The sequence below is a fragment of the Rhodococcus sp. NyZ502 genome (assembly GCF_041464245.1).
Taxonomy (GTDB): domain Bacteria; phylum Actinomycetota; class Actinomycetes; order Mycobacteriales; family Mycobacteriaceae; genus Rhodococcus_F; species Rhodococcus_F qingshengii.
The window spans coordinates 2187152-2212180 of sequence record NZ_CP167155.1; the positions used below are offsets into that span (position 1 = coordinate 2187152).

Here is a 25029-nt window from a genome sequence, read left to right on the forward strand (position 1 = left end):
GTTGGCGAATGAACGCACCGGAGTTGACCACGATCCGCAGCGCACCCAAAGTTCTTCTCCACGATCATCTCGACGGAGGACTCCGACCCGAGACCGTTCTCGAACTGGCCGAGCAATGTGGCTACGACGAGCTGCCGGCGAATACGGCATCCGAACTGGCGCAATGGTTCCGAACTGCCGCTGACAGTGGATCGCTCGAGCTCTACCTCGAAACGTTCGCGCACACAGTCGCCGTGATGCAGACCCCCGAAGGGCTCGCACGGGTGGCACGTGAGTGTGCCGAGGATCTGGCCGACGACAACGTCGTCTATGCCGAGGTCCGTTTTGCGCCCGAGCAGCACCTGGAACAAGGCCTGAGTTTGGACGAGGTCGTCGAGCACGTTCTCGAAGGTTTCCGGGCCGGCGAATCCGCTGCCAGGGTCGCGGGACGGGAGATCCGCATCGGCTGTCTTCTCACGGCGATGAGGCATGCCGCGCGGTCGCGGGAGATCGCCGAACTCGCGGTGCGATTCCGGGACCGCGGGGTTGTCGGGTTCGACATCGCCGGTGCCGAGGCCGGTAACCCACCGAGCCGGCACCTCGATGCTTTCGAGTACATGCGTGACGCGAACGCTCACTTCACGATTCACGCGGGTGAGGCTTTCGGGTTGCCGTCGATCCACGAAGCCATCGCCTTCTGCGGAGCGGATCGGTTGGGCCACGGCGTGCGGATCGTGGACGACATCGACGTAGGCGTGCCAGGTGGGGCAGAGTTGGGTCGGCTCGCGAACTACGTCCGTGACATGCGCATTCCCCTGGAACTGTGCCCGAGTTCGAACGTGCAGACCGGAGCCGTAGCCGCCCTGGCGGACCATCCGTTCGGACTCTTGGCGGACTTGCGCTTCCGAGTGACCGTCAACACCGACAACAGGCTGATGAGCGACACCACCATGAGCCGGGAAATGGCCGCGTTGGTCGAGACCTTCGGTTACGGATGGACCGATCTCGAACGCTTCACCATCAACGCGATGAAGTCGGCCTTCATCCCGTTCGACGAGCGCCTCGCGTTGATCGACGACGTCATCAAGCCGGGCTACGCCGTGCTCATCGGCTAGATGACGTGCGCCCGACTACTCAGATCGAAGCCGGGCCTCGAACTCGCGCTCGAGTTCGCGCCAGGCCTCGGATTCCTTGGTGAACGGCGCACTCGGAGCCATCCGCGACGGATCGGGGTTGAGGAGGTACGAGACGTACCAACCCAGCTCGTTCGACGCGGACAGAGCCTCCTCGGTGGAGTCGTCGTCGGCGAAATCTGCTGCATCGGTGAACAATTCGACGGCGAGTTCCAGCTGCTCGGCATCTACGACGTCCGGGCCCTGGGCGAGGTCGTCGGCGATACCGGGCAGAACGTAGACGTTCTCGTCCGTGACCTCGATTTCGAGTGAACCGTCGACGGCCGCATTCTGAATTTCGCCGTACGTACTGACCTGCGAGAGATCGTGTTCGTGGTTGTCGGCGAGGTAGCGAGCGAGTGCGCGCTCGCTACGGAAGACGGTGATCAGTCCGTCCTTGCCGAGGAAGATCGCCTGATCCCCCATGTAGCAGCGCAGAGTGTAGAACGTCTCGGCCGAGGTGATGATGCGGATCGGGTCGACACCGACCTCACCCCAGAAGGTCTCGACTTCGTCTTCGTCCTCTTCGAGGTCGTCTTCGTCGAATTCCTCGTCCTCGCCCTCCTCGGCGACATCGTCGGCGTCGACGGTGTTCTCGGCGGCAGCGAGCAGTTCAGCTTCGGCCACCGCCACAGCAGCTGCATCGACCTTCGGGGAGGTGACCACCTTGTCGATGGCGTCGAGAACGGCGTCCCAGTCCTTGACGATCGCAGCGCCGACCTGGTCCCACAACTCCAGGCCTTCGCGGCCTTCGAAGGTGCCGGCGCCGGTGGCAAGCGCGCCGAGTACCGGATGGCCGCTGAAGAAGCGGATGACCGCGTCGAGTTCGCACACCTCACCGATGTTGCGAGCCATGTTCAGGGTGTCTTCGAGTTCCGAGACCGCCAGTGCCTCAGGGTCACCTGCGGCCAGTTCCGGCACGCCGACGAAATCGAACGTGAAGTTCTCTTCCGGTTCCAACTCGGCTGCCGACAGTCCGGAGACGACGGCCCACGCCGGATGCTCGACCAGGTCGTTGTCGGAGTCCGTTCGGATGAAGGCCGCGAGTTCCGCGACGGAGGAGAACCCGTAGAGGTCTTCCTCATGGCCGAGAAACGCTTCCCACTCGTCGTCGCCCTCGCGCCAGCGAGGTGCCCACAAAGTGACGAGGTCTCCGTCGGTGAGTCCGATTTCGATAGGGACGATGTCTCCAGCCATGGGCGGAAGCCTATCCACCGCAGCGCGAAAGGCATAGCGGGGGTTCGTCACGTTTGTTTCAGGGCTACTCGGAGCTCACTGACCAGTCGCTCGCGTTCGTCGTTGGACTGTCGAACTGCCTGGTGAATCGTGGCCACCGTCAATGCGGCCACCGTCTGAGAATTCATCGCGGTGACTGCGTCGGTAATCCGTAGGTCGACCAGAGCGCCCAGCCCGTCGACAGTCGCCGTGACTATCCCACCCTCGCTCGAGACGACTACCCGAAGAGCGCCGACCCCGTCGACGGCGTCCTGCAAGAGTCCCGTCCGGTGTTTCGCCAGCTCCATGATTCGATCAATCTCGCTCATATCGAACGCATCCAGCTCGACGGAAGGTTCTGGCCCTCGGCGGCGTCGACATCGGCCAGTCCGTCTCGGGTCGGTAGACCGAGCCGATCGAGGATCGCTGCCGGGACTCCGGTCTCCTCGAGCTCCACACGATGGCGGGCGCCGGCTTCGATTGCTGCATGTGAGCACAGCGTGAGTATCTGCTGCGCCAACCGCTGCCCGCCGTACCGCAGTTCGTCCTGGCTGATCCTCAGGTCCACGGGCACGGCGTGCTCCGTGGCGCGGACCGCGATGGTTCCGTTGCGGTTGACGGCTACGGCTGTGATGATCGGCGATGATTCGCGCTTGTTCTCGGGCATGATTCCCTGTCATTCCGTCGGACGGTAGAAGCCGTGAAAGCCCATGCCGCTGTTCGTGGTTCGGATGGCGCTGATCTCGACAGGATCGCCGGCTTCGACCATCTGACCGTTGCCGATCACCATGGCGACGTGTCCGTCCCAGACCGCGAGGTCGCCCGGCATCAGATTGTTCTGATCGACCTGGTTCCCGATTCCCTGTTCCTGAGCCAACCTCGGAATATCGACTCCGGCCTGGCCGTACGCCCATTGCGTCAGACCACTGCAGTCCAGACCGACTCCGGGTGTCGTGCCTCCCCAGGCGTACGGGACACCCTGTTGAGTGAGCGCGTTGCGTACGGCAGCAGCGGCCTCGGCGTTCGGTGCGGTGGCAATCGAGCCGTCGGGAAGTTCGACCTCAACGCCACCGACGGAACCGGAACCACTTGCGGAACCGGAACCACCCGCCGACTCGGAGACCCCAGGTGCGGGATCGGGTATCGGGACGGACGGGACGAGTGCGGACATCTTGTCGGTCGACCCGGCCAGCTCACCGCGTACCCGCTCGATCACCGATACCGCGCGTCCGAGGTGCTCCAACGCGGCCGACAACAACATCAATTGGCCCGTCGGTGTCATCAGCGTCGGCCCGGCCTTGATCGCGAGTGTCAGAAACGACTGGAGAATCTCACCGAGTTCGGTCATTCCCGCGTACACGGACGTTGTCGCTTCGTCCACGACGCCGGCGATGTCGGTCCCACGATCGGCGAGGTTTCGCGTCGACGTCTGCGTCTGCTCGGTTTTGGTCACCGCAGCGGTGAGTGCCGTGGACGAGCTCTGAGAGGACGCCAGTTCGCTCAGAGCAGCGCTTCCCAATTGGTATGCGATCTCGAGGGCGTCCGTGGCGATTCGGATGCCGACGTCGGGTCCACTTGCGCTGGGGGCACCAGTCCCGACAGTGTCGACCAGATCGATGATCGGTCGTGCGAGTGCGTCGACGTCGATCATGAGCGTGCGGCTTCGGTGAGAGCCCTTCGTACCGATTCCTCGGAGTCGAGATAGACGGCATGAGCGTCGAGGGCGGCCGACCGGACACTGGAAATTACAGTGGACAGTCGATCGATGTCGTCGATGTGCGCTTGTTGTGCCCGGCCCGCGACGCCGACGAAGTCGCCGCCGATCAGCCCGAGCACAGCGGACAGAGCCATGTGATCGCCACCCGCTGCGTCCTGTCGAGCTTGCGCGACGTTGTCGGCAACAGTGCCCAACCGCGTGGCGAACTCCGCGATGCTTTCAGTGTCCAGATCCAGATTTGTCAACTTGTCTTCCCCCCGTTGCGCTTACTCCTTCTTGGACGCCGCGCGGGGTGCTCCGGTTCCCGAGGAACTATTCTGATGGTCATGCAAACGCACGTAGTCGACCATCCGCTCGCGGCGGCCCTCTTGACGACAATGCGTGATGCACGCAGTGAGAACGCGACTTTTCGTTCCGCACTTCGCAGGCTCACGCACATGCTGGTCTACGAGGCCATGCGTAACGCGGAGGTCGAGGAATTTCCGGTCGACACCCCGGTAGCAGCGACGACGGGCATCCGGCTCGCGAAGCCGCCGTTGTTGGTACCGGTGCTGCGGGCCGGTCTGGGCATGGTCGAACAGGCGAGTGCGCTGATTCCGTCGGCCGGCGTCGGCTTTGTCGGAATGGCACGTGACGAAGAGACTCATCAGCCGGTTCCGTACCTCGAATCCCTGCCGGCGGATCTGTCCGGGATCCCGGTGTTCGTGCTCGATCCGATGCTCGCCACCGGTGGTTCGATGGTGCACACCATCGACTTGCTGGTTGCGCGTGGCGCGACGGATGTCACGGCAGTGTGCGTCGTGGCCGCTCCGGCCGGCGTCGACGCGCTGGCAGCGTCCGGCCACCCGGTTCGTCTGGTCATCGCGAGCATCGACGACGGACTCGACGAGAACGCTTTCATCGTCCCCGGTCTCGGTGACGCCGGCGATCGGCAGTTCGGACCCCGCTAGAGCGAAAGGGCGAAGGTTCGGAGTTCGGCCAGCCGGGCCTTCGCCGGCTCTACTGCGTTCGCGAGGTCGTCGCGGTTCGCCACCGGGACGACAACTTCGAGATAGCACTTGAGCTTGGGCTCGGTTCCGGACGGTCGCACCACCACGCGGATCGACGGTCCGTCGAATATCACTGCGTCCGTGCGCATACCACCGCGAACCTCGGCCAAGTCCTCGACGGTGACCGGCTCGCCCGCGAGTTGGCTTGGCGGATCGGCGCGTAGTCGTTTCATCATTTCGGCGATGTCGCTCGAATCCTCGACGCGGCGGGATACTTGGTCCCCACGATGCAGTCCGAATTCGACGGCATAGTCGCCCAGAACGTCCAGCAGGGTTCTGTTGCTGACCGCGAGGGTGGCAGCCAAGTCGGCCACCAGCACGGCAGCCGAGATTCCGTCCTTGTCCCGCACCACATCCGGATCGACGCAGTGCCCGATCGCTTCCTCGTAGGCGTAGACGAGTCCGTCGCCGGCACGCGTGAGCCACTTGAAACCGGTGAGTGTCTGCGCAAACCTGGCTCCGCGGGCTCTCGCCAACTTCGAGAGCAGGGTCGAGGAGACGATCGTCGTCGCCACCAACGAATCTTCGGGCGCCGTGCTCAGTACGTGGTCGGCCAGGAGCACCCCGGTTTCGTCGCCGCGCAACATGCGCCACTGATCACCGTCGCGAACTCCGACGGCGCAGCGGTCGGCATCCGGGTCGAGTGCGATCGCCAGATCCGCGTCGACACGTCGGGCAAGGGCGAGCAGGCGGTCTGCGGCGCCGGGCTCTTCGGGATTGGGGAACTCGACGGTCGGAAACGTGGGGTCGGGATCGAACTGCTCCGCCACGACGTGCAGGTCCTCGAATCCTGCTGCTCGCAGAGCCGCGGTCGCAGTCTCACCCCCGACGCCGTGCATTGCCGTGAGCGCAATCCGGATCGAGCGGGCGTCGCCGTGAGGGAGGGTCGCGATGCGGGCGATGTACTGCTCGACCAGAGAATCGTCGGCCGGAATCACCGATGCTCGCGCGACGTCGGCGGCACTACCGATGCGAGCGATCTCGCTCTCGATTTCACGATCGGCGGGGGAGACGAGTTGCGCTCCGCCCGAGAGATACACCTTGTAACCGTTGTCGGCGGCAGGATTGTGGGAGGCGGTGATCTGGATACCTGCCGCTGCCCCGAGCCTGCGCACCGCGAACGCCACCAGCGGTGTCGGCAGTGGGCGGGGGAGCAGGGTCACTTCGAACCCGGCGGCTGCCATGACCTCGGCGGCGGCCAGAGCAAATGCCTCTGAACCGAGCCGGGCGTCGCGGCCGACCACAACGCGGGACCCGCCCTGGCAGCGAGCTGTCAGCCAGGCCGCCAGACCGGCCGTGGTCCGGATGACGACCGCGAGGTTCATTCCGTTGGGTCCGCCGCGCACCGGCCCGCGAAGCCCAGCAGTGCCGAACGTCAGTGGTGCGGAAAAGCGTTCGGTCAGTTCATGTTCCGAAAGGGCTGCTAATTCTGCGCGGGTAACCGGGTCCGGATCGGCGTCGATCCACTCTGTGACGTTCAGTGGTGTCACAGCTGCTCGACCAGTTGACGCAGCAGCACTCCCATCCGGGCCGCCGAGGCTTTGCCTGCCGCCAGCACCTCCTGATGGTCCAGTGGGGCGCCCGTGATTCCGGCGGCCAGATTGGTGACCATGGAGATGCCGAGAACGCGGGCGCCGAGCGCGCGGGCCGCGATGGTCTCGTGAACCGTCGACATGCCGACCAGATCGGCGCCGAGTGTACGAAGCATTCGAATCTCGGCCGGAGTCTCGTAATGCGGACCGGGAAGCCCGGCGTAAACACCCTCGGCAAGGTCCGGGTCGATCGAGCGAGCCAGCGCACGCAGTTCCGGCGAGTAGGCGTCGACCAGGTCGACGAACTCTGCGCCGACGAGGGGAGAGCGGGCCGTCAGGTTCAGGTGGTCACTGATCAGCACTGGTTGTCCCACTGCGTAGTCCTCGCGGATACCGCCGGCCGCATTGGTGAGGATGACGGTGTCGGCGCCGGCAGCAATGGCTGTCCGGACCGGGTGGACGACGGTGGCGAGATCGTGGCCCTCGTATGCGTGCGCGCGCCCGAGCAGCAGCAGGACTTCGGTGTTTCCGACGCGCACCGAACGAATGGTGCCCGCATGGCCGAGAGCGGACGGTGGGGCGAAGCCAGGAAGATCCGCCATCGAGACTTCGGCTGTCACGTCCGCACCGGCGTCGCCGAACACGTCTGCGGCATCGGTCCACCCCGACCCGAGCACGATGGCGACTGACGGTGACGAAGAGCCAGTCATGGCGGACAGAGCAGCGGCGGCGGCCTCGGCGATCGTTCCCATGTGAGCAACCCTACTGAGGAGTCGGGTCGGTTCGCCGGGTGAGTTGGCGGGCGTTACTCTCCCATCCATGCCTTATCTCGAACGCGACGGCGACGTATTCATCCTGTACCTCGGCAACGAGGGCGAAACGGACAATGAGAACCGCTTCGGCCCTGAGTGGATCGACGCTGTTCACAGCAAGTTGGACGAGGTCGAAGCGCACGAGGGGCCCGCAGCCCTGGTGACGACGGCGACGGGCAAGTTCTACACGAACGGCCTGGACACGACGTGGATCTTCGGCAATCTCGACGGTCTCCCCGGCTACCTGGACAAGGTCCACACCATCTACAGCCGTTTGCTGACCTTCCCGATGGCCACGGTCGCGGCCGTGCAGGGGCACGCGTTCGGCGCCGGCGCCATGCTCGCGTCCTCGCACGATTTCCAGATCATGCGCGCGGACCGCGGCTTCTACTGCCTGCCCGAGGTGGGACTGAACATGCCGTTCACTGTCGGGATGTCTGCACTGCTGAACAGTCGTCTGCCCAAGCAGACGGCAGTCGATGCCATGACGACGGGGCGTCGCTTCGGCGGCGCCGACGCACTCGCTGCCGGCATCGTGCAGGAAACGGTCGACGGCGACGGAGTACTCGCCGCTGCTGTGGCCAAGGCGTCGGCACTGACGTCGACTCACGGCAAGAACTTGGCGGGAATCAAGGCAGGCATCCACCGCGATGCTCTTGCAGACCTCGCTCAGGTGACTGACAAGAGCAACTTCTCCTTCGGGTGAGACAATGATCGCGTGAACCAGAATGTCGACAGCGCAGTCAGGTCCGTAGAGGCCGATCTGATCGCGCTGTCGCATTCGATTCACAGCGACCCGGAACTCGCCTTCGAGGAGTTCCGCAGCGCTGCCAAAGTGTCGGACCTGCTGGCGCAGCACGGTTTCGCGGTCACTCGCGGGATCGTCGATCTGCCGACAGCTTTCGATGCCACCTACGGCAGCGGAGAGTTGGTCATCGCGATCTGCGCCGAGTACGACGCGCTGCCCGAGATCGGTCATGCCTGTGGGCACAACATCATTGCCGCCGCCGCGGTCGGGGCCGGCATCGCGTTGGCTACCGTGGCCGACGAACTGGGGATCACCGTCCGAGTGATCGGTACTCCCGCGGAGGAAACCGGTGGCGGCAAAGTTCTGATGCTCGAGCGTGGTGCCTTCGACGGCGTCGGCGCGGCCATGATGGTTCATCCAGGGCCGATCGACATCATCGGTGCGACCTCGCTGGCCTTGGCGGACATCGCCGTGAGTTATCACGGTCGCGAGGCGCATGCGTCTGCTGCGCCGGAGTTCGGTCGTAACGCCGCCGACGCAGCGACGCTCGCTCAGGTGGCGGTCGGACTGTTGCGTCAGCACCTGCAGCCAGGTCAGCAGATTCACGGAATCGTCAGTGACGGCGGCACGGCTCCCAACATCGTTCCGGCTCGGTCCGAATTGCTCTACTACCTGCGTGCCGAAACGGCCGCGTCGTTGGCCAATCTGTCCGAGCGTGCCGACGCGTGCTTCGCCTCGGGTGCACTCGGCACTGGGTGCACCCACGAAATCCGCACGGTATCGCCTACTTACACCGAGCTGACCCCCGATCCGTGGCTGGCGGCGGCGTACCGTGAACAGATCGTCGATCTCGGGCGGGTGCCACTGGCAGCGGAATGGGAGCGCTCCCGTCCACTGGGTAGTACGGATATGGGTAATGTGACCAATGTGATTCCGGGAATTCACCCGGTCATAGGCTTGGATTCATCGGGGGCAGTGACACATCAGCCGGAGTTCGCGGCTGCGTGTATCACCACCTCCGCAGATCGAGCGGTAGTCGACGGTGCAATTGCGTTGGCCCGCACTGCTGTCCGGGTAGCGTCCGATCCAGAACAACGCGCCCGTCTGTTGGAAGGGGTAGATCGCCGGTGAACGCGGCAATCGACACGTGGATTCACGCGCACACCGACGACCTCGTCGCGTGGCGTCGACACATCCATGCCAACCCGGAGTTGGCTCGCCGCGAATACGCGACCACCGAATTCGTCGCCACCCGCCTCACTGCCGCTGGATTGTCGCCGAAGATCCTTCCCGGTGGCACCGGTCTCACGTGCGATATCGGACCGGAGGGTCCACGAATCGCACTGCGCGCCGACATGGACGCTTTGCCGATGCAGGAGGCGACCGGAGCGACGTACTCGTCCACAGTCCCCGGTGTGTCCCATGCGTGCGGCCACGACGCCCACACCACCATCTTGCTCGGCGCCGGACTGGCTCTGGCCACGCTGCCCGAACTTCCCGTCGGGGTTCGGCTGATATTCCAGCCCGCCGAGGAAGTCATGCCTGGCGGAGCACTCGACGTCATCGCCGCGGGCACGCTCGACGGTGTGTCCAGAATCTTTGCTCTGCACTGCGATCCGCGACTCGAGGCAGGCCAGGTCGGAATGCGCCTGGGTGCGATCACCTCTGCTGCCGACACGATCGAGGTCGTCCTCGACTCTCCGGGTGGGCACACGTCGCGGCCGCATTTGACCACGGATCTGATCTACGCGCTCGGCACCGTCGTGACCGGGCTGCCGGGAATGCTCAGCCGTCGTATCGATCCGCGTACCGGAACCGTCATGGTGTGGGGCGCGGTCAGCGCAGGTCAGGCGCCCAACGCGATTCCGCAGACCGGCATGATGACGGGCACGGTACGTACCGGCGATCACGACACGTGGGAGTTGCTCGAACCGCTCGTGGAAGAAATCGTCCACGGACTGCTCGCACCCACCGGAGTTCGCTACCAACTCAACTATCGTCGCGGAGTGCCTCCGGTCGTCAACGACGAGGTGTCCACTCGGATGTTCGAGGACGCCATCGCGACCGTCGGACAAGATGCTTTGGCGGACACCCCGCAATCCGGTGGTGGCGAAGACTTTTCGTGGTACCTCGAAACCGTGCCGGGTGCCATGGCGCGGCTCGGCGTGTGGTCGGGTGAGGGCGATCAGCTCGACATCCACCAACCCACTTTCGATCTCGACGAGCGAGCACTCGGCGTCGGTGTGAAGGTTCTGACGAGCCTGGTTCTGGGATAGTTCCGGTTCCCGTCGGGGGTACCGTTTTTCGTGTCGTTCGAGTGAAGGTACGGGCATGTCCATAGGTGTGGGAGTGCGAATCGGCACATTGGTGTCGACGGCTGTCGTTGCGTCGAACGATCCGGGTTCGGCCGATCCGGTGGTATTGGTTCGGGACACGATCCTCAATCAACGCAAGGACGGAACGACGGTGCTCGGTGGCACCGAGCAACTGGGTGCCGGCCGTGAGTTCGCCGAGAGCTGGTCGGGCTTTGTCGGTCGCGTCGGGGACCCGAGTGGCGTCGCGGGAACTGCCGATACTCGTTACCGCGCCGAGGATTTGGTGGCGACCTCGATTCGCTGTCTGTTGCAGGAATGCGAGCCGCTGCCCGATCGTGGTGGTCGAAGCGGGGGAGCGCCCGACATCGTCGCGACCTACCCGTCACGCTGGGACTCGTCGACAGCGGCCCTCATGCAGGATTCGCTGGTCTACGCGGGCCTCGAACGGGTCACACTCGTCTCGGATGCCGAGGCCGTGTCGGCGTGGTTCGAGTCGGAAATCGCGGCACTCGCCGGCACGCTCATCGGCATCTATCACGTGGACGACACCGGGGCAGCGGTCACCCTCGTGCGTTCTGGAGTCGCGGCCGGCCGTGCATTCGGCTTTGCCGGCGACGGGAGTTCGCCGAGTTCACGCCTCGCGACGGCTCTGGGTGCGTTCGGTTGGATGCCGGAGAACCTGGACGCCGTAGTCGTCACCGGTGACGGCGAACCGGCGACAGACAAAGCGGCCATGATGTCCATAGCGGCCGGGATTGCCGAAAAGCTCGGTGTCAGATGTGAACTCGGTCCCGGACCTGAGCAGTCGGCTGCGCTGGGAGCCGCAATTCTGGCTGCCGGATTCACCTCGACGTCGCACACTATCGTGCCGATCGGATTGCCGCCTTCACACGACGTGACCGAGGTGTTCGACACCCTGGGACGCGAGAAGGTGGCGGCAGAAACCGCTGCCGGGGTGGCGACCGCCGAGCCGGAAACTGCAGTTGTGGCAGGCGAATCGGAGTCGCGCGGTTCCAAGCGTGTGCTCATCGGCGTGACGGTTGTGGTGGTGCTCGCAGCACTGGCAGTGCTCGCGTATTTCCTGCTGCTTTGAGCAGGACAGCTATCTAATCGGTAACACCGTTACCCGGACCGACATTGCGGCTGTTTCTTGTCCGCAACTCTCGTACGTACTCGGCCGGCGCTCCGGCAATCTCGGCAGCGTCGGCCATCACACCGATGTAGCGGGCCGACGGCAGCCCGCCTTCGTACGCATCCATGACGTAGAGCCACGCAAGTACCGCGTCGCCGGCGGTGTCGACCCGCACGCGGATCTTGCGGTGCAGACCCAGTTCGGCGCCTTCCCAGCGGTCCAGACTCACTTCGTCCTCTTCCGGGACGTCGTAGAGCACCACGAAAACACTGGAATCGGGATCTTCGACCACGGTGGCGAGAGCACCCTCCCAGCCGAGGTCCTCGCCGCTGAAGGTCAGGCGCCAGCCTCGCAGCCACCCTGTCCCGGACATGGGGGAGTGTGGGCAGCGCAACAACATCTGCTCGGGATGCATGTTGGAACCGTAGGCGGCATAAATCGACACGGGCGCAAGCCTAAACCGTGGTCCGAGGGTGTGGCGAAGCGGACCACCGGACGCAAGTAATCTGGTACAAGCACTGCGCGACACGTGGTGCTCGAATAGCGTGACACTGGTCGACGGGAGACCCCTGCCGGCCACGCGAGGACTTGGAGGACACATGACCCGGATCGTGATCATCGGTGGCGGACCCGCCGGCTATGAGGCGGCACTGGTAGCCGCGCAGCACGGGGCCACGGTCACCCTGGTCGATTCGGACGGCGTCGGCGGTGCGTGTGTGCTGTTCGACTGTGTCCCGTCGAAGACGTTCATCGCGTCCACCGGAATCCGCACCGACATGCGTCGTGCATCCGACCTCGGCATCACTCTGGATCCGGAGCAGGCTTCGGTGTCACTGCCGAAGATCCACTCCCGAGTCAAGAGTCTCGCGTTGTCCCAGTCCTCGGACATTCGCGCACGGTTGCAGACGGTAGGCGTCGAGGTTCTCTCCGGCACCGCCGAACTGACCGATCCACTCCTCGGCATGGCAGCACACCAGGTTCGCGCGACGCTCGGAAGCGGCGAGCAGAAGACCATCGACGCAGACGTCGTGTTGATCGCCACCGGCGCCAGCCCCCGCATCATCCCGGGAGCCGAGCCCGACGGTGAGCGAATCATGACGTGGCGCCAGCTCTACGACTTGGACGAGCTTCCCGAGCACCTGGTCGTGGTCGGTTCCGGTGTCACCGGTGCCGAGTTCGTCTCCGCGTACACCGAGATGGGCGTCAAGGTCACGCTCGTGTCCAGTCGCGACCGTGTTCTGCCCGGCGAGGATGCCGATGCGGCGCTCGTGCTCGAGGACGCCCTCGCCGAGCGCGGTGTCACCCTCGTCAAGCACGCCCGCGCGGACGCCGTCGAGCGCACCGAGAAGGGCATCGTCGTCAAGCTCTCCGACGGCCGCACGGTCGAAGGAAGCCACGCTCTGATGACCGTCGGTTCCGTCCCCAACACCAACGGTCTCGGCCTGGAGCGGGTCGGCATCGAGTTGGACAAGGGTGGATACCTGCGTGTCGACCGGGTCTCGCGCACCACGGTTTCCGGTATCTACGCTGCCGGTGACTGCACCGGACTGCTCCCGCTCGCGTCGGTGGCTGCGATGCAGGGACGTATCGCGATGTACCACGCACTGGGTGAAGGCGTCAGCCCGATCAAGTTGAAGACCGTCGCGTCGGCCGTCTTCACACGCCCCGAAATTGCAACGGTGGGTGTTTCGCAGGCAGCGATCGACAACGGAGAGGTGCCTGCGCGCACCGTCATGTTGCCGCTCAACACCAACCCGCGCGCCAAGATGTCCGGTTTGCGTCGCGGATTCGTGAAGATTTTCTGCCGCCCGGCTACCGGCGTGGTCATCGGCGGTGTTGTGGTCGCACCCACTGCTTCGGAATTGATCCTGCCGATCGCGATCGCCGTACAGAACAACCTGACGGTCAACGACCTGGCGCAGACGTTCTCGGTGTACCCGTCGCTGACCGGATCGATCACCGAGGCTGCTCGTCAGCTCATGCGTCACGACGACCTGGACTGACAACCGACCAGAGTCTTCTTACAATGTGGGAACTCTGTTTCACATACTGAAGTATTGGTGGGATAGTCGAGATACCGACCGAATCAAGGGTCGGTATCTCGGCGCTCTCCCGCCCCGTTGACCCAGGACGGCTCAGGGTGTTTTTCCTCTGACCTTCATTCTGCGTGCCTGGGAGCTTCATATGACACACGCCGCGCTGTCCGCTCGCATGGACGGACTCCGTAGTTCTGCAATTCGCGATCTGCTCACCCTGACTGCCCGGCCCGACGTCATCAGCTTGGCCGGCGGACTGCCCGATCCCGATTTCATTCCGCGGGAGCGAATCTCGAAGGCAGCCCACGACGCACTCGGTGACCCCTCGTCCGTTCAGTACGGCGAGACCTCCGGCCTGCTGCGCCTCCGTGAGGTGATCGCCGAGCGCGAATCATCCAAGATCGGGCGGACACTCGACGTGTCCGAAGTCGTGATCACCCACGGTTCTCAGCAAGGTTTGAGCTTGCTCGCGCAGGTCCTCCTCGACGCCGGTGACGTCGTGGTCGTGGAGGAACCGGCATATACCGGTGCGCTGCAGGTCTTTCGAACGGCGCAGGCCCGTCTCGTTCCCGTCCAGCTCGACGAGGACGGAATGGACACCGACGCGCTCGAAGCGAAACTCGACGCCGGTCTTCGGCCCAAAGTTGTTCACACCGTGAGCAATTTCCACAACCCGCGCGGCGCGGTGCTTTCGGCGCAGCGGCGAGCGCACTTGGCGGCACTGGCGGACCGATACGGGTTCTGGGTTCTCGAGGACGACCCGTACGGCGAACTGTACTTCGGCGAGAAACCGCCCGCACCGCTGGCGGCGTTGTCGGACAGGGTGATTCGGCTGTCCAGTGCTTCCAAAGTGTTGGCACCGGCGCTGCGCGTCGGCTGGCTGCACGGCGACCGAAAGGTCTGCGAGGCGGTCGAACTGATCAAGCAAGGCGCTGACCTGTGCGGGTCTTCGCTCACACAGCAGATCGCCGCAGACCTCTTCTCCGACGTCGAATGGTTCGACGCGCATCTCGACGTGCTTCGAGCGGGGTACGGCGCGAGGGCGAAGGCGTTGGTCACGGCCGCCGAGACGGAATTGAGTGGGCGTGCACGCTTTTCCGAGGTCCGCGGCGGGATGTTCTGTTGGATGGATTTCCTCGACGACGTCGACACCACCGAACTCCTGGGTGCCGCGCTCGCGCATGGCGTGGCATTTGTCCCAGGTTCGGCCTTCGCGGTCGAAGCGGACCTTGGTCGAAGCGCTCGACTGTGTTTCGCGACGTATCCCGAAGCGGTGCTGGTCGACGCCGTCGGCAGGCTCCGGGACAGTGTCACCGCAGGTACAGCCTGACTTTGTCGATAGTGTTGCGGAGCAGATCGATCTCCGTACCGGACGGCGGGGTGGTGACGGTGACGTGGTCGGCGACGGCCAGATCCCATCCCGTCGCCTCTCGCACCTGATCGACCGAGATGCCTTCGTGGACACTGGTCAGCTCCAACTCGCCGCCGGGGCCCTGGTGTGTCAGGACACCGAGGTTGGTGAACACCTTTGTCACCCCTGCACCTGCCGGCATGATGCCCTTTCCGCTGGCGTGGGCGCGGGCGGGGCTGGGTGAGGTGCAGAAGTCGAGCGCGGCCGGAAAGGAACTGAGGTCGTGGCGACGCATCACGACGAAGATCTCGGCCGCGTTCGCGATGATCTCGACGGCCCCGCCTGCGCCGGGCAGTCTGACCGTCGGGTTCTTCCAGTCACCGATGAAACTTGTGTTCAGGCTTCCCGTTCGATCGATTTGAGCGGCCCCGAGAAAACCGACGTCGACGTTGCCACCTTGCAGGACATAACCGAAGAGTGCGGCCATACTGAGCACGGATTCGGCGCCGGAGACCACGACGGAGTCGGCGATACCTTCGGCCATCGCCGACGGATGCGCGCCGCACACTCCGGATTCGTAGATCAGTTCTACGTCCGGATTCGACGTGTGGCGCGCGAGATCGACTGCGAGCGTGGGGAGCCCGACTCCGGCGAAGACCCGGCGCTTACCCGCCAACTCGCGTGCCGCGACGGCGACGATCGTTTCGGTGGAGGTGGTGTTACCGCTGACAATCGTGGTGGTCACAGTCTGCTCCCGTAGTCGACAGGTGTGGAGAGTTTTGATCCGACCTCGAGATCCGACCAGTAGTCAGCTCCGAGCTTGGCGAGATATTCGTCGTGATCGCCGAGTGTGTACACCCATTCGTCGAGCCAATTTCTCAGCAACGAAGGGTCTTTGGAAATCTCGGTCCAGCGTCGGTAGAAGCCGCAATCGCGGTCGTAGTATCCCTGTGCGTACGACGGGTGCGCGCCGCGCGGGCAGACGACAACCGCGTCGACTGCATGCGAGGGAATCAGAGTTCGGCTCGGATCTGACCTGATGACCTCGTCGTCGACCAGCTCTTCCACAACGACGATCGCCTTCTTCGCGGCGTAAACGGCTTCTTGCTGCACCCCGGCGATGCCCCAGATCTGTGCGTTCCCGGACGTGTCCGCTCGCTGTGCGCCGATGATCGTCACATCCGGATTCAACGGCGGCACAACGTAGACGCTCCCGCCGCCGTACGGATCCTCGACGAGTCTCAGTTGTGGGTTGAGTGCGGGTAGATCACTACCGGCGTACGACCGCAGCGGGAAGAAGGGAAGCCTGGCCGCTCCCGCCTGATACCGGCACACCATGCCGTAATGACTGTATTCCTCGACTTCGAGGGGGAGCGGGTCCTGGTTCTCGATGCGTCTGCGTAACTCGTACAGAGAACCTGCGGAGCCGCTGGCGAAGAACGAGGCAACCAGCTTTCGGACGCAGCCGGCGGCGACGAGTTGATCGGAAACGATGTCCGGCGTCATCCGGCAGAGCGTGAGGTCCTTTCTGCCCTGCCGGATGATCTCGTGTGCCGCGGCAAAAGGAATGAGATGCGAAAATCCCTCCAGCGCAACGGTCATCCCGTCTTCGACGTATCGGCCGACGGCCTCTTTCATCGAGAGGGTCTTGTCCACGTGTGTACCTCTTCTTGTTCTTTCGCGCACTCGGTCGGTTTCGGAACTTGACATGTTCGGCCGGTGTGGCGCAACAATGTCGGGTGGAAATTCATCAGATCAACGCATTTCTCGCGGTGGCTGAGGAGCTACATTTCGGCCGTGCGGCGCAGCGGCTTCGGATTGCGCAACCGCCGCTGAGTCGAACGATCAGGCAATTCGAGAAACAGCTCGGTTCGCCGTTGTTCGATCGGAGCACTCGAACTGTGCGGCTCACTGCTGCCGGTGAAGCGCTGCTGCTTCCGGCGCGCGAGATTCTGGACGCGTGCCGGATGGCCGAGATCGCGGTGTCTGCGGCAGGCAAGGGAACGACAGGTCGCGTTCGCCTGGGTTTCGCGGGGACTTCTTCGCATCTGCTCGTCGGGCGGTGGGCGAAATTGGTGAGAAAGACCAATCCCGGTATCGAATTCGTGCTCGACAGTTCTGCTTTCGCGAACGAGGCGTTGTTGATGCTGCTCGATCGACGACTCGACATCGGGATGGTGCGGTGGACCGTACCGCCGCTCGGGATCACGTCGAGATTGATCGCCGAGGAGAACTTTCTGGTGGCCATGTCCAAAGACCACCCGTTGGCGTCGAGGGACTCGGTTCGGTTGATCGAATTGGAGTCCGAGAATTGGGTGACGCTTCCGGCGGAGCCAGGTTCGATTCTGCGGGAGTCTCTGCTCACTGCCTCGAAGAACGCAGGGTTCCTGGCTCGCATCGTGCAGACGGCACCGGATTCGATGTCGTTGATCGCGCTGGTGTCCGCGGAAATCGGATGCTCGTTGACCATTTCCTCGGTGGCCCAGAGCATCGTGAATCCTGATGTTGTCTTTGTTCCGGTCATGGACCCACCTCCTCCTCTTCAACTGCGTATCGCCTGGCGAGAGGGAGACGACAGACCTGCTCTTCTCGAAGTGTTGAAATTGTCCGAGCAGGCGCTGCCGTCCCTGGCCTAGACGGTTGCCCGACCGGTAGGAATCTCACCCGCTTCGGACTTCGGCGAGTTCGCAATATCGACAAGAGTGTTTTCGAGTTCGAGTTCGAGTTCGTCGTAGTCCGCTTGTTCGGCCGTCGAGAGTTCGCCCGCGTTGTAGCCGGTACGTCGGAGCAGGAGCAGGGTGCAGATCAGCGAGACAAGGGCGTACAGCCCGGATACGATCGCGACCCCGACGATATTGCCTGACGTGTTGAGCATCCACTGCGCCAGTACGGGAGTTCCGCCGCCGACGACAAGGGAACACAATTGGTACGCCGTCGACAGACCGGTGTAACGGATGTTGGCGGGGAAGGCCCGAGCGAGAACGCCGGCGATGGCGCCGTAGAACATCGAGTGCGGGATCGTGGCCAGACACATCGCGACGACTGCGATGGTGAAGTTCCCGGTTCGGATCGCGAAGAACATGGCGGGCATGAGGACGAACTCCGGTATCACCATCAGGCACATGGCTTTTCGCATGTCGATCTTGGAGACCAGGACGGCACCGAAAGGTTGGACGATGAACTGCACGACGAGCGCGATCGCGATGGCGGCCAGGAAGGTTCCTCGATCGTATCCGAGTTCTTTTGTAGCCCAGGACAATGCGAAGGTGTTCTTGAAATAGGTGACCTGGGCGAGGGGGAGTGCGCCGGCGCCGAGGAGAACCAGTACCCAGTGCTTGCGCAAGACTTCGGCGAGCGGAAGCTTGACGACCTTCTTGCGTGCGAGAACGGCCTTCATCTCGTCCGACTCTTCGAGTTTGAGGCGAATGATCATCCCGAGAATGACCAGCACCGCCGAGATGATGAACGGGATGCGCCATCCGTACAGGAGGAACGACGGCGTCGGCATCGAGGACAGAAGGAAGAACGCGATGGTGGCCAACAGATTTCCGGCGGGTGAGCCCTGTTGGGCGAACGCGGAGTAGAGGATGCTCTTGCCCTTCGGTGCATTTTCGCTGGCAATGAGCACTGCGCCGCCCCACTCGCCACCGACCGCGACTCCTTGGATGACGCGAAGGGTGACCAGACCGATCGGCGCCCAGATCCCGACCTGTGCGTAGGTGGGGAGGAGTCCGATGCCGACCGTGGCGACACCCATCATCATCAAGGTGATGACGAGAGTGTTCTTGCGTCCGATCCGGTCGCCGAGGTGTCCGAAGATGATCCCGCCGATCGGCCTGGCGAGGAAGCCTGCCCAGAGCGTGATGAAGGCGAGGAGAGTTCCGACTCCGTTCGGGAGAGTGTCGGAGAAGAAGATGTCGCCGAATACCAGGGCGGCGGCAGTGCCGTAGATGTAGAAGTCGTACCACTCGATAGTGGTTCCGATGAACGAAGCGATACCGGCTCTTCGCGCCTTGGCGTTGATCTCCTCGGAACTGCGAGTGGGTGAACTCATGCGTGGCGACCTTTCTCTGCAACATTCGCGGCGCCGAAACGTGGCGTGCCTGAATGAGATTCGCAGAGTGGTGTAGGTCACGTCCAATACCAACTTGGTCGCCTATTGATACCTCAGGAGTATCAATAGGCGACCATGATCAGCTCTTCCGGTATGGAAGGATCGGGGTGATTACTCGGACCAGTTGTACGTCCGCTCGACGGCCTTGTTCCACTCCGCGTACAGCCGTGACCTTTCGGACTCGTCCATCGCCGGTTCCCAGGTTTGGCCGACGGCCCAGTTGTTGCGGATGTCTTCGGTGTCGGCCCAATAACCGATGGCGAGGCCCGCTGCGTATGCAGCACCGAGAGCTGTCGTTTCGTTGACCACCGGGCGGATGACGGGAACTCCGAGGATGTCCGACTGGAACTGCATCAGGGTTTCGTTGACCACCATGCCGCCGTCGACCTTCAGTGCGGACAGTTCGACTCCCGAATCCGCTCGCATGGCGTCGATGACCTCGCGGGTCTGGTATGCCGTCGCCTCGAGCGCTGCGCGGGCCAGGTGTCCCTTGTTGACGAACCGCGTCAGACCGACGATGACACCCCGGGCATCCGGTCGCCACCGAGGTGCGAACAGCCCGGAGAACGCGGGCACGAAGTAGGCGCCGCCGTTGTCGTCGACACTTGCGGCGAGCGGCTCGATGTCCTTGGCGTTCTGAATGATTCCGAGATTGTCTCGAAGCCACTGGACCAAGGAACCCGTCACGGCGACGGAACCTTCGAGTGCGTACACGGCTGGGGCTTCGCCGAGTTTGTAGCAGACGGTCGTCAGTAGTCCGTGCTTGCTGTGCACCGGCTTCGTGCCCGTATTGAGAAGCATGAAATTGCCGGTGCCGTAGGTGTTCTTGGCTTCACCCTCGGAGAGGCAGGCCTGGCCGAATGTGGCTGCCTGCTGGTCACCGAGGATTCCGGCGACCGGCACACCGGCGAGATTGCCGCGTGGACGTCCTGTGCCGTAGACCTCTGAGGAACTACGGATTTCCGGGAGCATCGACATCGGGATTCCGAAGTCCGCACAGATCGATTCGTCCCACTGGAGGGTCTCGAGATCCATCAGCATCGTGCGTGACGCATTGGTGACATCTGTCACGTGGACGCCCTCGGTCAGGTTCCACACGATCCACGTGTCGACAGTGCCGAAGCACAATTCGCCGGCCTCCGCTTTTGCTTTCGCACCGTCGACGTTGTCGAGAATCCAGCGGATCTTCGGCCCGGCGAAGTAGGTCGAGAGTGGTAGTCCGGTCTTGTCTCGATACTTGTCCGGACCCTCGTCGCCGCCCAGTTCGACACACAGTTGATCCGTGCGCGTGTCCTGCCACACGATCGCGTTGTAGATCGGCTCACCCGTCGAACGCTCCCAAACGACGGTCGTCTCACGCTGATTCGTGATTCCGACGGCAGCGATGTCGGCCCGCGTGAGATCGACCTTCGCGAGAGCGCCGGCCACCACCTCCCGAGTGTTGATCCACAGCGCCGCCGGATCGTGCTCGACCCAACCTGCTCGCGGGAAAATCTGCTCGTGTTCTTTCTGCGCAACGCTCACCACGGCGCCGTCGTGATCGAAGATCATGCAGCGGCTCGACGTCGTGCCTTGGTCGATGGCGGCGATGTATTGATTCACTGTGCTCCTAGGTTCGGGCGTGTTCGCAGTAATCCGTGCGCTGTCGCAGTATGTGGATCAAGCTACTAGCCTGTAAACGGATTCGTCGTCGACTTACAGGAGACCGGGTTGAGTAAGCAGCAAGGTGCGCAGTTTCTCGGCCCGCAGCAGCGCGAAGCTGCTTGGGAACAACTTCAGACCGAGCAATTCGACGTCGTCGTGGTGGGCGGTGGTGTCGTCGGTGTCGGAGCGGCCCTCGATGCGGCCACCCGCGGGCTGAAGGTTGCGTTGGTCGAGGCCCGTGACTACGCATCCGGTACGTCCAGTCGCTCGTCGAAGATGTTCCACGGCGGTCTCCGCTATCTCGAGCAACTCGAATTCGGCCTCGTTCGTGAAGCATTGCGTGAGCGCGAGCTCTCGCTGACCACGCTCGCTCCGCACCTGGTCAAGCCGCTGAAGTTCCTGTTCCCTCTGGCTCACCGCGTGTGGGAGCGCCCGTACATGGCCGCGGGAATCTTCCTCTACGACCGAATGGGCGGCGCCAAGTCGGTCCCCTCCCAGAAGCACTTGACGCGGGCGGGCGCACTGCGCATGTCGCCGAGCCTCAAGCGCAGTTCACTGACCGGTGGCATCCAGTACTACGACACCGTCGTCGACGACGCTCGGCACACCATGACCGTTGCACGGACCGCCGCCCACTACGGCGCGGTCGTCCGAACGTCGACGCAGGTCGTGGGATTTCTGCGTGAAGCGGACCGGGTCTCGGGAGTTCGTGTTCGCGACTGCGAAGACGGCCGTACCGCGGAGGTCAAGGGTCACGTCGTCATCAATGCAACCGGTGTCTGGACGGACGAAATCCAGGCCCTCTCACGTCAGCGCGGACGGTTCCGGGTGCGAGCGTCGAAGGGCGTACACATCGTCGTCCCGCGCGATCGCATCGTCAGTGAAGCCGCCATCATCCTGCGTACCGAGAAATCGGTGCTGTTCGTCATTCCGTGGGGCAGTCACTGGATCATCGGCACCACCGACACCGACTGGAACTTGGATCTCGCTCACCCAGCGGCAACCAAAGCAGATATCGACTACATCCTCGGCCACGTGAACTCCGTCCTGGTCACGCCGCTGACGCACGCCGACATCGACGGTGTCTACGCAGGCCTGCGTCCGCTGCTTGCCGGTGAGAGCGACGAGACGTCGAAGCTCTCGCGCGAGCACGCCGTTGCCCGTGTGGCTCCAGGCCTGGTCGCCATCGCCGGTGGAAAGTACACCACGTATCGGGTCATGGCGGAAGACGCCGTCGATGTCGCAGCAGAAGACATTCCGGCGCGAGTGGCGTCGTCGATCACGGAGAAGGTGCCGCTCGTCGGCGCCGACGGATACTTCGCGTTGATCAATCAGACTGTGCAACTGGGCGAGCAGTACGGCTTGCATCCGTATCGCGTCAAGCACTTGCTCGACCGCTACGGTTCACTCATCACGGAGGTCCTCGAACTCGGCCGACAGACGCCGGAGTTGTTGCAGCCCATCACAGATGCCCCCGATTACCTTCAGGTCGAGGCTGTGTACGCCGCCGCGGCCGAGGGTGCATTGCACCTCGACGACATCCTGGCTCGCCGCATGCGCATCGCAATCGAGTACCCGCATCGTGGTGTCAACTGTGCGCAACAGGTTGCCGGATTGGTTGCTCCGATTCTCGGTTGGGATCCCGCCACCGTCGAGCGCGAGGTCGACACGTACCGAGCGCGCGTCGAAGCGGAGATCGAGTCGCAGACCCAGCCGGACGACGAGTCGGCCGACGCCTTGCGCGCCGCAGCGCCGGAGTCTCGGGCCGAGATCCTCGAACCCGTCGTCGTGGTGCCGGATCGGGTCTGAGTCGCCCGTCGTTTGTTCTCGGTCTGTCGCGGGTAGGCGGATGTCGAATCACCACCCGTGTCAGCACAGACCGGTCGAGCGTCGCCCAGGAGGATCCCAATGTTCGGTAGTCGGTCGAGATCTGCTGAGGAACACATAGCCACTGCTTATCTGGTCACTCACCTGTGCGGAGCGATGGTAGGGCTGCAACTCTCGCGGTCACTCTCGGACTCGTACGGCGCGTGGGCCGACGGTGAGCTGGACTCGTTGCCGGGTGAGCTCGAGTACGAGATCGAGCAGCTGCTGCAACTGATCGAGGACACCCAGGGCATATCTCTGCCGCGGTACTCCAAGATCGACGCGACGATCAATCGGATCAGGCGCCTCGTCCATGTCGACGCCATCTGGCGCAACCGTCTCGTGAAGCTGGCAACTCTCGAGATCATGCGGACCGCTCTGTGCGGCAAGAGTGCGATGTGGGAGGTCCTGAGAGACATTCCGGCCGGGGAGACGGAGGAGCAGTACCGCGAGCTCAACGACCTGGTGTCCAAGCAGATCACCACCGTCACGGCTCTGCATCACCGCGCGGCTACGGAAGCTTTTCAGGGGACGGACGGGCGGGAATCGGCGAGCGGCGGCGACCCCATCCGCTCGAGTAAGTAAGGTTTGTACCGTTCGGTGAAGAATTCGATGAACGGTAGACCCCGAGGTGTATGGAGATGGCTGAGCGCGACCAAGCACTGACAGAACCCACGGCAGTGTTCGCGGCGTTGGCGGAGATCCTCTACTCCGCCGCAGACAGCGCCGAGGTGTACTCCGCGATCTGTTCGGCGGCTGTCGAGTTGATTCCCGGTTGCGATCGCGCAAGCCTGATGCTGCGACGGGGAAACACCAACGTCACGGTAGCGGCAAGCGACGAGATCGCCGAGTATGCAGACGATCTCGAACGTGCGACTGGCGAGGGGCCGTGCATCGACGCCCTCGACACGGAGGCGCCGCAGCTCGAGTCAGATCTTCGCACTCCGAATCAGTGGCCCGAGTTCGCTCGGAAAGTCGTGGCAGAGACACCCATTCGTGGCTCGATGGGGTTCCGACTGATGGTCGATCGTCAGAAGTTCGGTGCCCTCAACCTCTTCTCCGACACTCCGGGAGCATTCACGGAAACTGTTGCCGACCACGCGATCATGTTGGCATCGTTTGCATCTGTGGCCGTCACCGCGCTGAACCGAGGAGAGGATGCCGACTCGCTGCGGCGAGGTCTGGCGAGCAGTCGCGAAATCGGTCAGGCCGTCGGTCTGCTGATGGCATTGCATCGGGTGTCCGACGACGAGGCCTTCGACATTCTGGTGCGAACCTCGCAGAACATGAACGTCAAGATCGCCGAGTTGGCGCGCAAGGTCATCGTCCAGCATCGTTCGACTCTGGACTGAGCGCTTCGTTCGCCCCGGGAGAGCCGAGGAGTTGAGATCGCTTGCGATCCACAGTCTCTCGAAGTGCCGTCACCACCGCTGCGACTTCCGGTCGGCGCAAGGATTCAGAACGAGCCACCAACCAGTACGAAAGTCTGACTTCGATGTGAGTCGGCAGCACGCGAATCAGATCGTCGTGCTGCTCGGCCATGAAGCAGGGGAGCAGGCCGATGCCGGCACCCGCGCGCGTTGCCTCGATGTGGACGAACACGTTGGTGGACGTGACGGCCTCGCGCATGGAAACCGTGAGCTTGCGGGCCAGATCGAGTTCGTCGACCTGCAGCATCGAGTCGATGAAATACACGAGCGAGTGTTCGGCCAGCTCTTCGGCACTTTCGGGCACTGCATTCTGACGTAGATACTCTCGGGAGGCGTACAAACCCAGCGCGTAGTCGGCCAGATGGACGGCCTCGGCGCGGTGAACTTGAGGTTTGCCGACAACAACCTCGATGTCGAGCCCCGAGCGTATCTGCGACGCCTTTCTGGTCGCGACGACTATCTCCACGCTCACGCGAGGATGGCGTCTGCGAACCGCTGCGCCGGCGGGGGCCGCGATGTATGCGCTGAAGCCGTCGGTGGCCGAGACCCGCACGACGCCGTCGAGTTGCTGCTGACCGGTGGAGTCGAGTGCCAGTTCGTTCACCGCGGCCTCGATGCGCTCGGCCGCGCTGAGGGCTTGTCTGCCCAGGTCGGTCAACTCCCAGCCGCCGGACGAGCGGACCAGTACACGGCCGCCGAGGCTCTTCTCGAGCGAGGCGATGCGGCGCGAAATGGTGGTGTGGTTGAGGCCCAGGTCGTCGGCGGCGGTGTTGAAGCGGCCGGTGCGACCGACCGCGAGAAGCACCAGTAGGTCGTCCGGGCTCAGTCCGAGTGTCATATCTGCATTTTTGCACCTGTATGGTGCGAGATTTGTCATTGTCGTGCCAAGAATCTGCACCGATACTCATCGAGTCACA

General features: G+C 63.5%; 25 protein-coding genes. 12 read left to right on the plus strand and 13 right to left on the minus strand.

Translation table 11 applies throughout. The annotated features are described in order from the left end of the window. Positions 1-8 precede the first annotated feature (8 nt). Entirely contained in the window at positions 9-1094 is a 1086-nt protein-coding gene (locus ACBG85_RS10210; RefSeq protein ID WP_003940981.1) for an adenosine deaminase, read from the plus strand. Between the two features lie 15 nt (positions 1095-1109). Here the strand turns inward: ACBG85_RS10210 and ACBG85_RS10215 are convergent, their stop codons facing one another. From ACBG85_RS10215 to ACBG85_RS10235, 5 genes are read right to left on the minus strand one after another with little or no spacing between them, the layout of a single operon-like run. After that, complete coding sequence (locus ACBG85_RS10215; protein WP_063316661.1) at positions 1110-2348, minus strand: hypothetical protein; 1239 nt, start codon at positions 2346-2348, stop codon at positions 1110-1112. Between the two features lie 47 nt (positions 2349-2395). Beyond that, positions 2396-2695 (minus strand): YbaB/EbfC family nucleoid-associated protein, encoded by a 300-nt coding sequence (locus ACBG85_RS10220; protein ID WP_063316660.1) that lies wholly within the window; start codon positions 2693-2695, stop codon positions 2396-2398. Next, complete coding sequence (locus tag ACBG85_RS10225; RefSeq protein WP_372027395.1) at positions 2692-3033, minus strand: hypothetical protein; 342 nt, start codon at positions 3031-3033, stop codon at positions 2692-2694. The genes ACBG85_RS10220 and ACBG85_RS10225 overlap by 4 nt, the downstream gene beginning before the upstream one ends. A 9-nt stretch (positions 3034-3042) precedes the next feature. Then, entirely contained in the window at positions 3043-4017 is a 975-nt protein-coding gene (locus tag ACBG85_RS10230) for a C40 family peptidase (RefSeq protein WP_372027397.1), read from the minus strand. Continuing rightward, positions 4014-4328 carry a type VII secretion target gene (locus ACBG85_RS10235; protein ID WP_042449627.1) on the minus strand — a complete coding sequence of 105 codons (315 nt, stop codon included), beginning with the start codon at positions 4326-4328 and terminating at the stop codon, positions 4014-4016. The genes ACBG85_RS10230 and ACBG85_RS10235 overlap by 4 nt, the downstream gene beginning before the upstream one ends. Positions 4329-4409: 81 nt before the next feature. Here ACBG85_RS10235 and upp point away from each other — a divergent pair, with 81 nt between their 5' ends. Then, on the plus strand, positions 4410-5033 hold the full coding sequence (gene upp / locus ACBG85_RS10240; RefSeq protein WP_064689002.1) for a uracil phosphoribosyltransferase: 624 nt from the start codon (positions 4410-4412) through the stop codon (positions 5031-5033). On the opposite strand, the gene ACBG85_RS10245 is transcribed toward upp, so the two are convergent. Both ACBG85_RS10245 and ACBG85_RS10250 read right to left on the minus strand, forming a co-directional pair. Further along, positions 5030-6622 (minus strand): phospho-sugar mutase, encoded by a 1593-nt coding sequence (locus ACBG85_RS10245; protein ID WP_064688922.1) that lies wholly within the window; start codon positions 6620-6622, stop codon positions 5030-5032. The two genes, upp and ACBG85_RS10245, sit on opposite strands and share 4 nt — an antisense overlap. Next, complete coding sequence (locus ACBG85_RS10250; RefSeq protein WP_064688923.1) at positions 6619-7416, minus strand: purine-nucleoside phosphorylase; 798 nt, start codon at positions 7414-7416, stop codon at positions 6619-6621. The genes ACBG85_RS10245 and ACBG85_RS10250 overlap by 4 nt, the downstream gene beginning before the upstream one ends. A 67-nt stretch (positions 7417-7483) precedes the next feature. On the opposite strand from ACBG85_RS10250, the gene ACBG85_RS10255 reads away from it, so the two are divergent. From ACBG85_RS10255 to ACBG85_RS10270, 4 genes are read left to right on the plus strand one after another with little or no spacing between them, the layout of a single operon-like run. Further along, complete coding sequence (locus ACBG85_RS10255) at positions 7484-8182, plus strand: enoyl-CoA hydratase-related protein (RefSeq protein ID WP_003940710.1); 699 nt, start codon at positions 7484-7486, stop codon at positions 8180-8182. Positions 8183-8194: 12 nt separating this feature from the next. Beyond that, the gene (locus ACBG85_RS10260) at positions 8195-9355 is read left to right on the plus strand and encodes a M20 family metallopeptidase (protein WP_050654878.1); all 1161 of its coding nucleotides are present in this window, start codon (positions 8195-8197) and stop codon (positions 9353-9355) included. Beyond that, on the plus strand, positions 9352-10500 hold the full coding sequence (locus tag ACBG85_RS10265; RefSeq protein ID WP_231783232.1) for a M20 family metallopeptidase: 1149 nt from the start codon (positions 9352-9354) through the stop codon (positions 10498-10500). The genes ACBG85_RS10260 and ACBG85_RS10265 overlap by 4 nt, the downstream gene beginning before the upstream one ends. Positions 10501-10555: 55 nt before the next feature. Further along, positions 10556-11632, plus strand: a complete 1077-nt coding sequence (locus tag ACBG85_RS10270) for a hypothetical protein (protein WP_030535059.1) — start codon at positions 10556-10558, stop codon at positions 11630-11632. Between the two features lie 13 nt (positions 11633-11645). Here the strand turns inward: ACBG85_RS10270 and ACBG85_RS10275 are convergent, their stop codons facing one another. Next, entirely contained in the window at positions 11646-12116 is a 471-nt protein-coding gene (locus ACBG85_RS10275) for a gamma-glutamylcyclotransferase (protein WP_003940753.1), read from the minus strand. 154 nt (positions 12117-12270) lie between these two features. Between ACBG85_RS10275 and ACBG85_RS10280 the strand changes: the two genes are divergently transcribed. Both ACBG85_RS10280 and ACBG85_RS10285 read left to right on the plus strand, forming a co-directional pair. After that, positions 12271-13674, plus strand: a complete 1404-nt coding sequence (locus ACBG85_RS10280; protein WP_003940987.1) for an NAD(P)H-quinone dehydrogenase — start codon at positions 12271-12273, stop codon at positions 13672-13674. Between the two features lie 181 nt (positions 13675-13855). Further along, positions 13856-15037: a PLP-dependent aminotransferase family protein gene (locus ACBG85_RS10285; protein ID WP_007727308.1), complete on the plus strand. Its 1182-nt coding sequence runs from the start codon at positions 13856-13858 to the stop codon at positions 15035-15037. Here ACBG85_RS10285 and ACBG85_RS10290 read toward each other — a convergent pair. Both ACBG85_RS10290 and ACBG85_RS10295 read right to left on the minus strand, forming a co-directional pair. Further along, positions 15018-15803 carry a 3-oxoadipate--succinyl-CoA transferase subunit B gene (locus tag ACBG85_RS10290; RefSeq protein WP_003940707.1) on the minus strand — a complete coding sequence of 262 codons (786 nt, stop codon included), beginning with the start codon at positions 15801-15803 and terminating at the stop codon, positions 15018-15020. The genes ACBG85_RS10285 and ACBG85_RS10290 overlap by 20 nt on opposite strands. Further along, positions 15800-16714, minus strand: coding sequence for a CoA transferase subunit A (locus tag ACBG85_RS10295; RefSeq protein WP_003940930.1), 915 nt, complete (start codon positions 16712-16714; stop codon positions 15800-15802). Before ACBG85_RS10295 ends, ACBG85_RS10290 begins: the two co-directional genes overlap by 4 nt. 83 nt (positions 16715-16797) lie before the next feature. Here ACBG85_RS10295 and ACBG85_RS10300 point away from each other — a divergent pair, with 83 nt between their 5' ends. Beyond that, entirely contained in the window at positions 16798-17694 is an 897-nt protein-coding gene (locus tag ACBG85_RS10300) for a LysR substrate-binding domain-containing protein (protein ID WP_030535055.1), read from the plus strand. Here the strand turns inward: ACBG85_RS10300 and ACBG85_RS10305 are convergent. Together ACBG85_RS10305 and glpK are read right to left on the minus strand one after the other, a co-directional pair. Further along, positions 17691-19112 (minus strand): MFS transporter, encoded by a 1422-nt coding sequence (locus tag ACBG85_RS10305; protein ID WP_075832817.1) that lies wholly within the window; start codon positions 19110-19112, stop codon positions 17691-17693. The two genes, ACBG85_RS10300 and ACBG85_RS10305, sit on opposite strands and share 4 nt — an antisense overlap. Positions 19113-19283: 171 nt before the next feature. Continuing rightward, positions 19284-20774 (minus strand): glycerol kinase GlpK, encoded by a 1491-nt coding sequence (glpK, locus tag ACBG85_RS10310; protein ID WP_058039065.1) that lies wholly within the window; start codon positions 20772-20774, stop codon positions 19284-19286. Positions 20775-20882: 108 nt separating this feature from the next. Here glpK and ACBG85_RS10315 point away from each other — a divergent pair, with 108 nt between their 5' ends. The 3 genes from ACBG85_RS10315 to ACBG85_RS10325 all read left to right on the plus strand — a co-directional run bounded on the left by ACBG85_RS10315 (position 20883) and on the right by ACBG85_RS10325 (position 24034). Continuing rightward, a complete protein-coding gene (locus ACBG85_RS10315) occupies positions 20883-22625 on the plus strand; it encodes a glycerol-3-phosphate dehydrogenase/oxidase (protein ID WP_125050568.1) in 1743 nt (580 codons plus the stop codon). A 99-nt stretch (positions 22626-22724) separates the two neighbouring features. Beyond that, positions 22725-23267, plus strand: coding sequence for a hypothetical protein (locus ACBG85_RS10320; RefSeq protein ID WP_312637521.1), 543 nt, complete (start codon positions 22725-22727; stop codon positions 23265-23267). Positions 23268-23317: 50 nt separating this feature from the next. Continuing rightward, entirely contained in the window at positions 23318-24034 is a 717-nt protein-coding gene (locus tag ACBG85_RS10325; protein ID WP_372027404.1) for a GAF and ANTAR domain-containing protein, read from the plus strand. Here the strand turns inward: ACBG85_RS10325 and ACBG85_RS10330 are convergent. Beyond that, positions 24003-24950 carry a LysR family transcriptional regulator gene (locus ACBG85_RS10330; RefSeq protein ID WP_058039067.1) on the minus strand — a complete coding sequence of 316 codons (948 nt, stop codon included), beginning with the start codon at positions 24948-24950 and terminating at the stop codon, positions 24003-24005. The genes ACBG85_RS10325 and ACBG85_RS10330 overlap by 32 nt on opposite strands. Between the last annotated feature and the right edge of the window lie 79 nt (positions 24951-25029).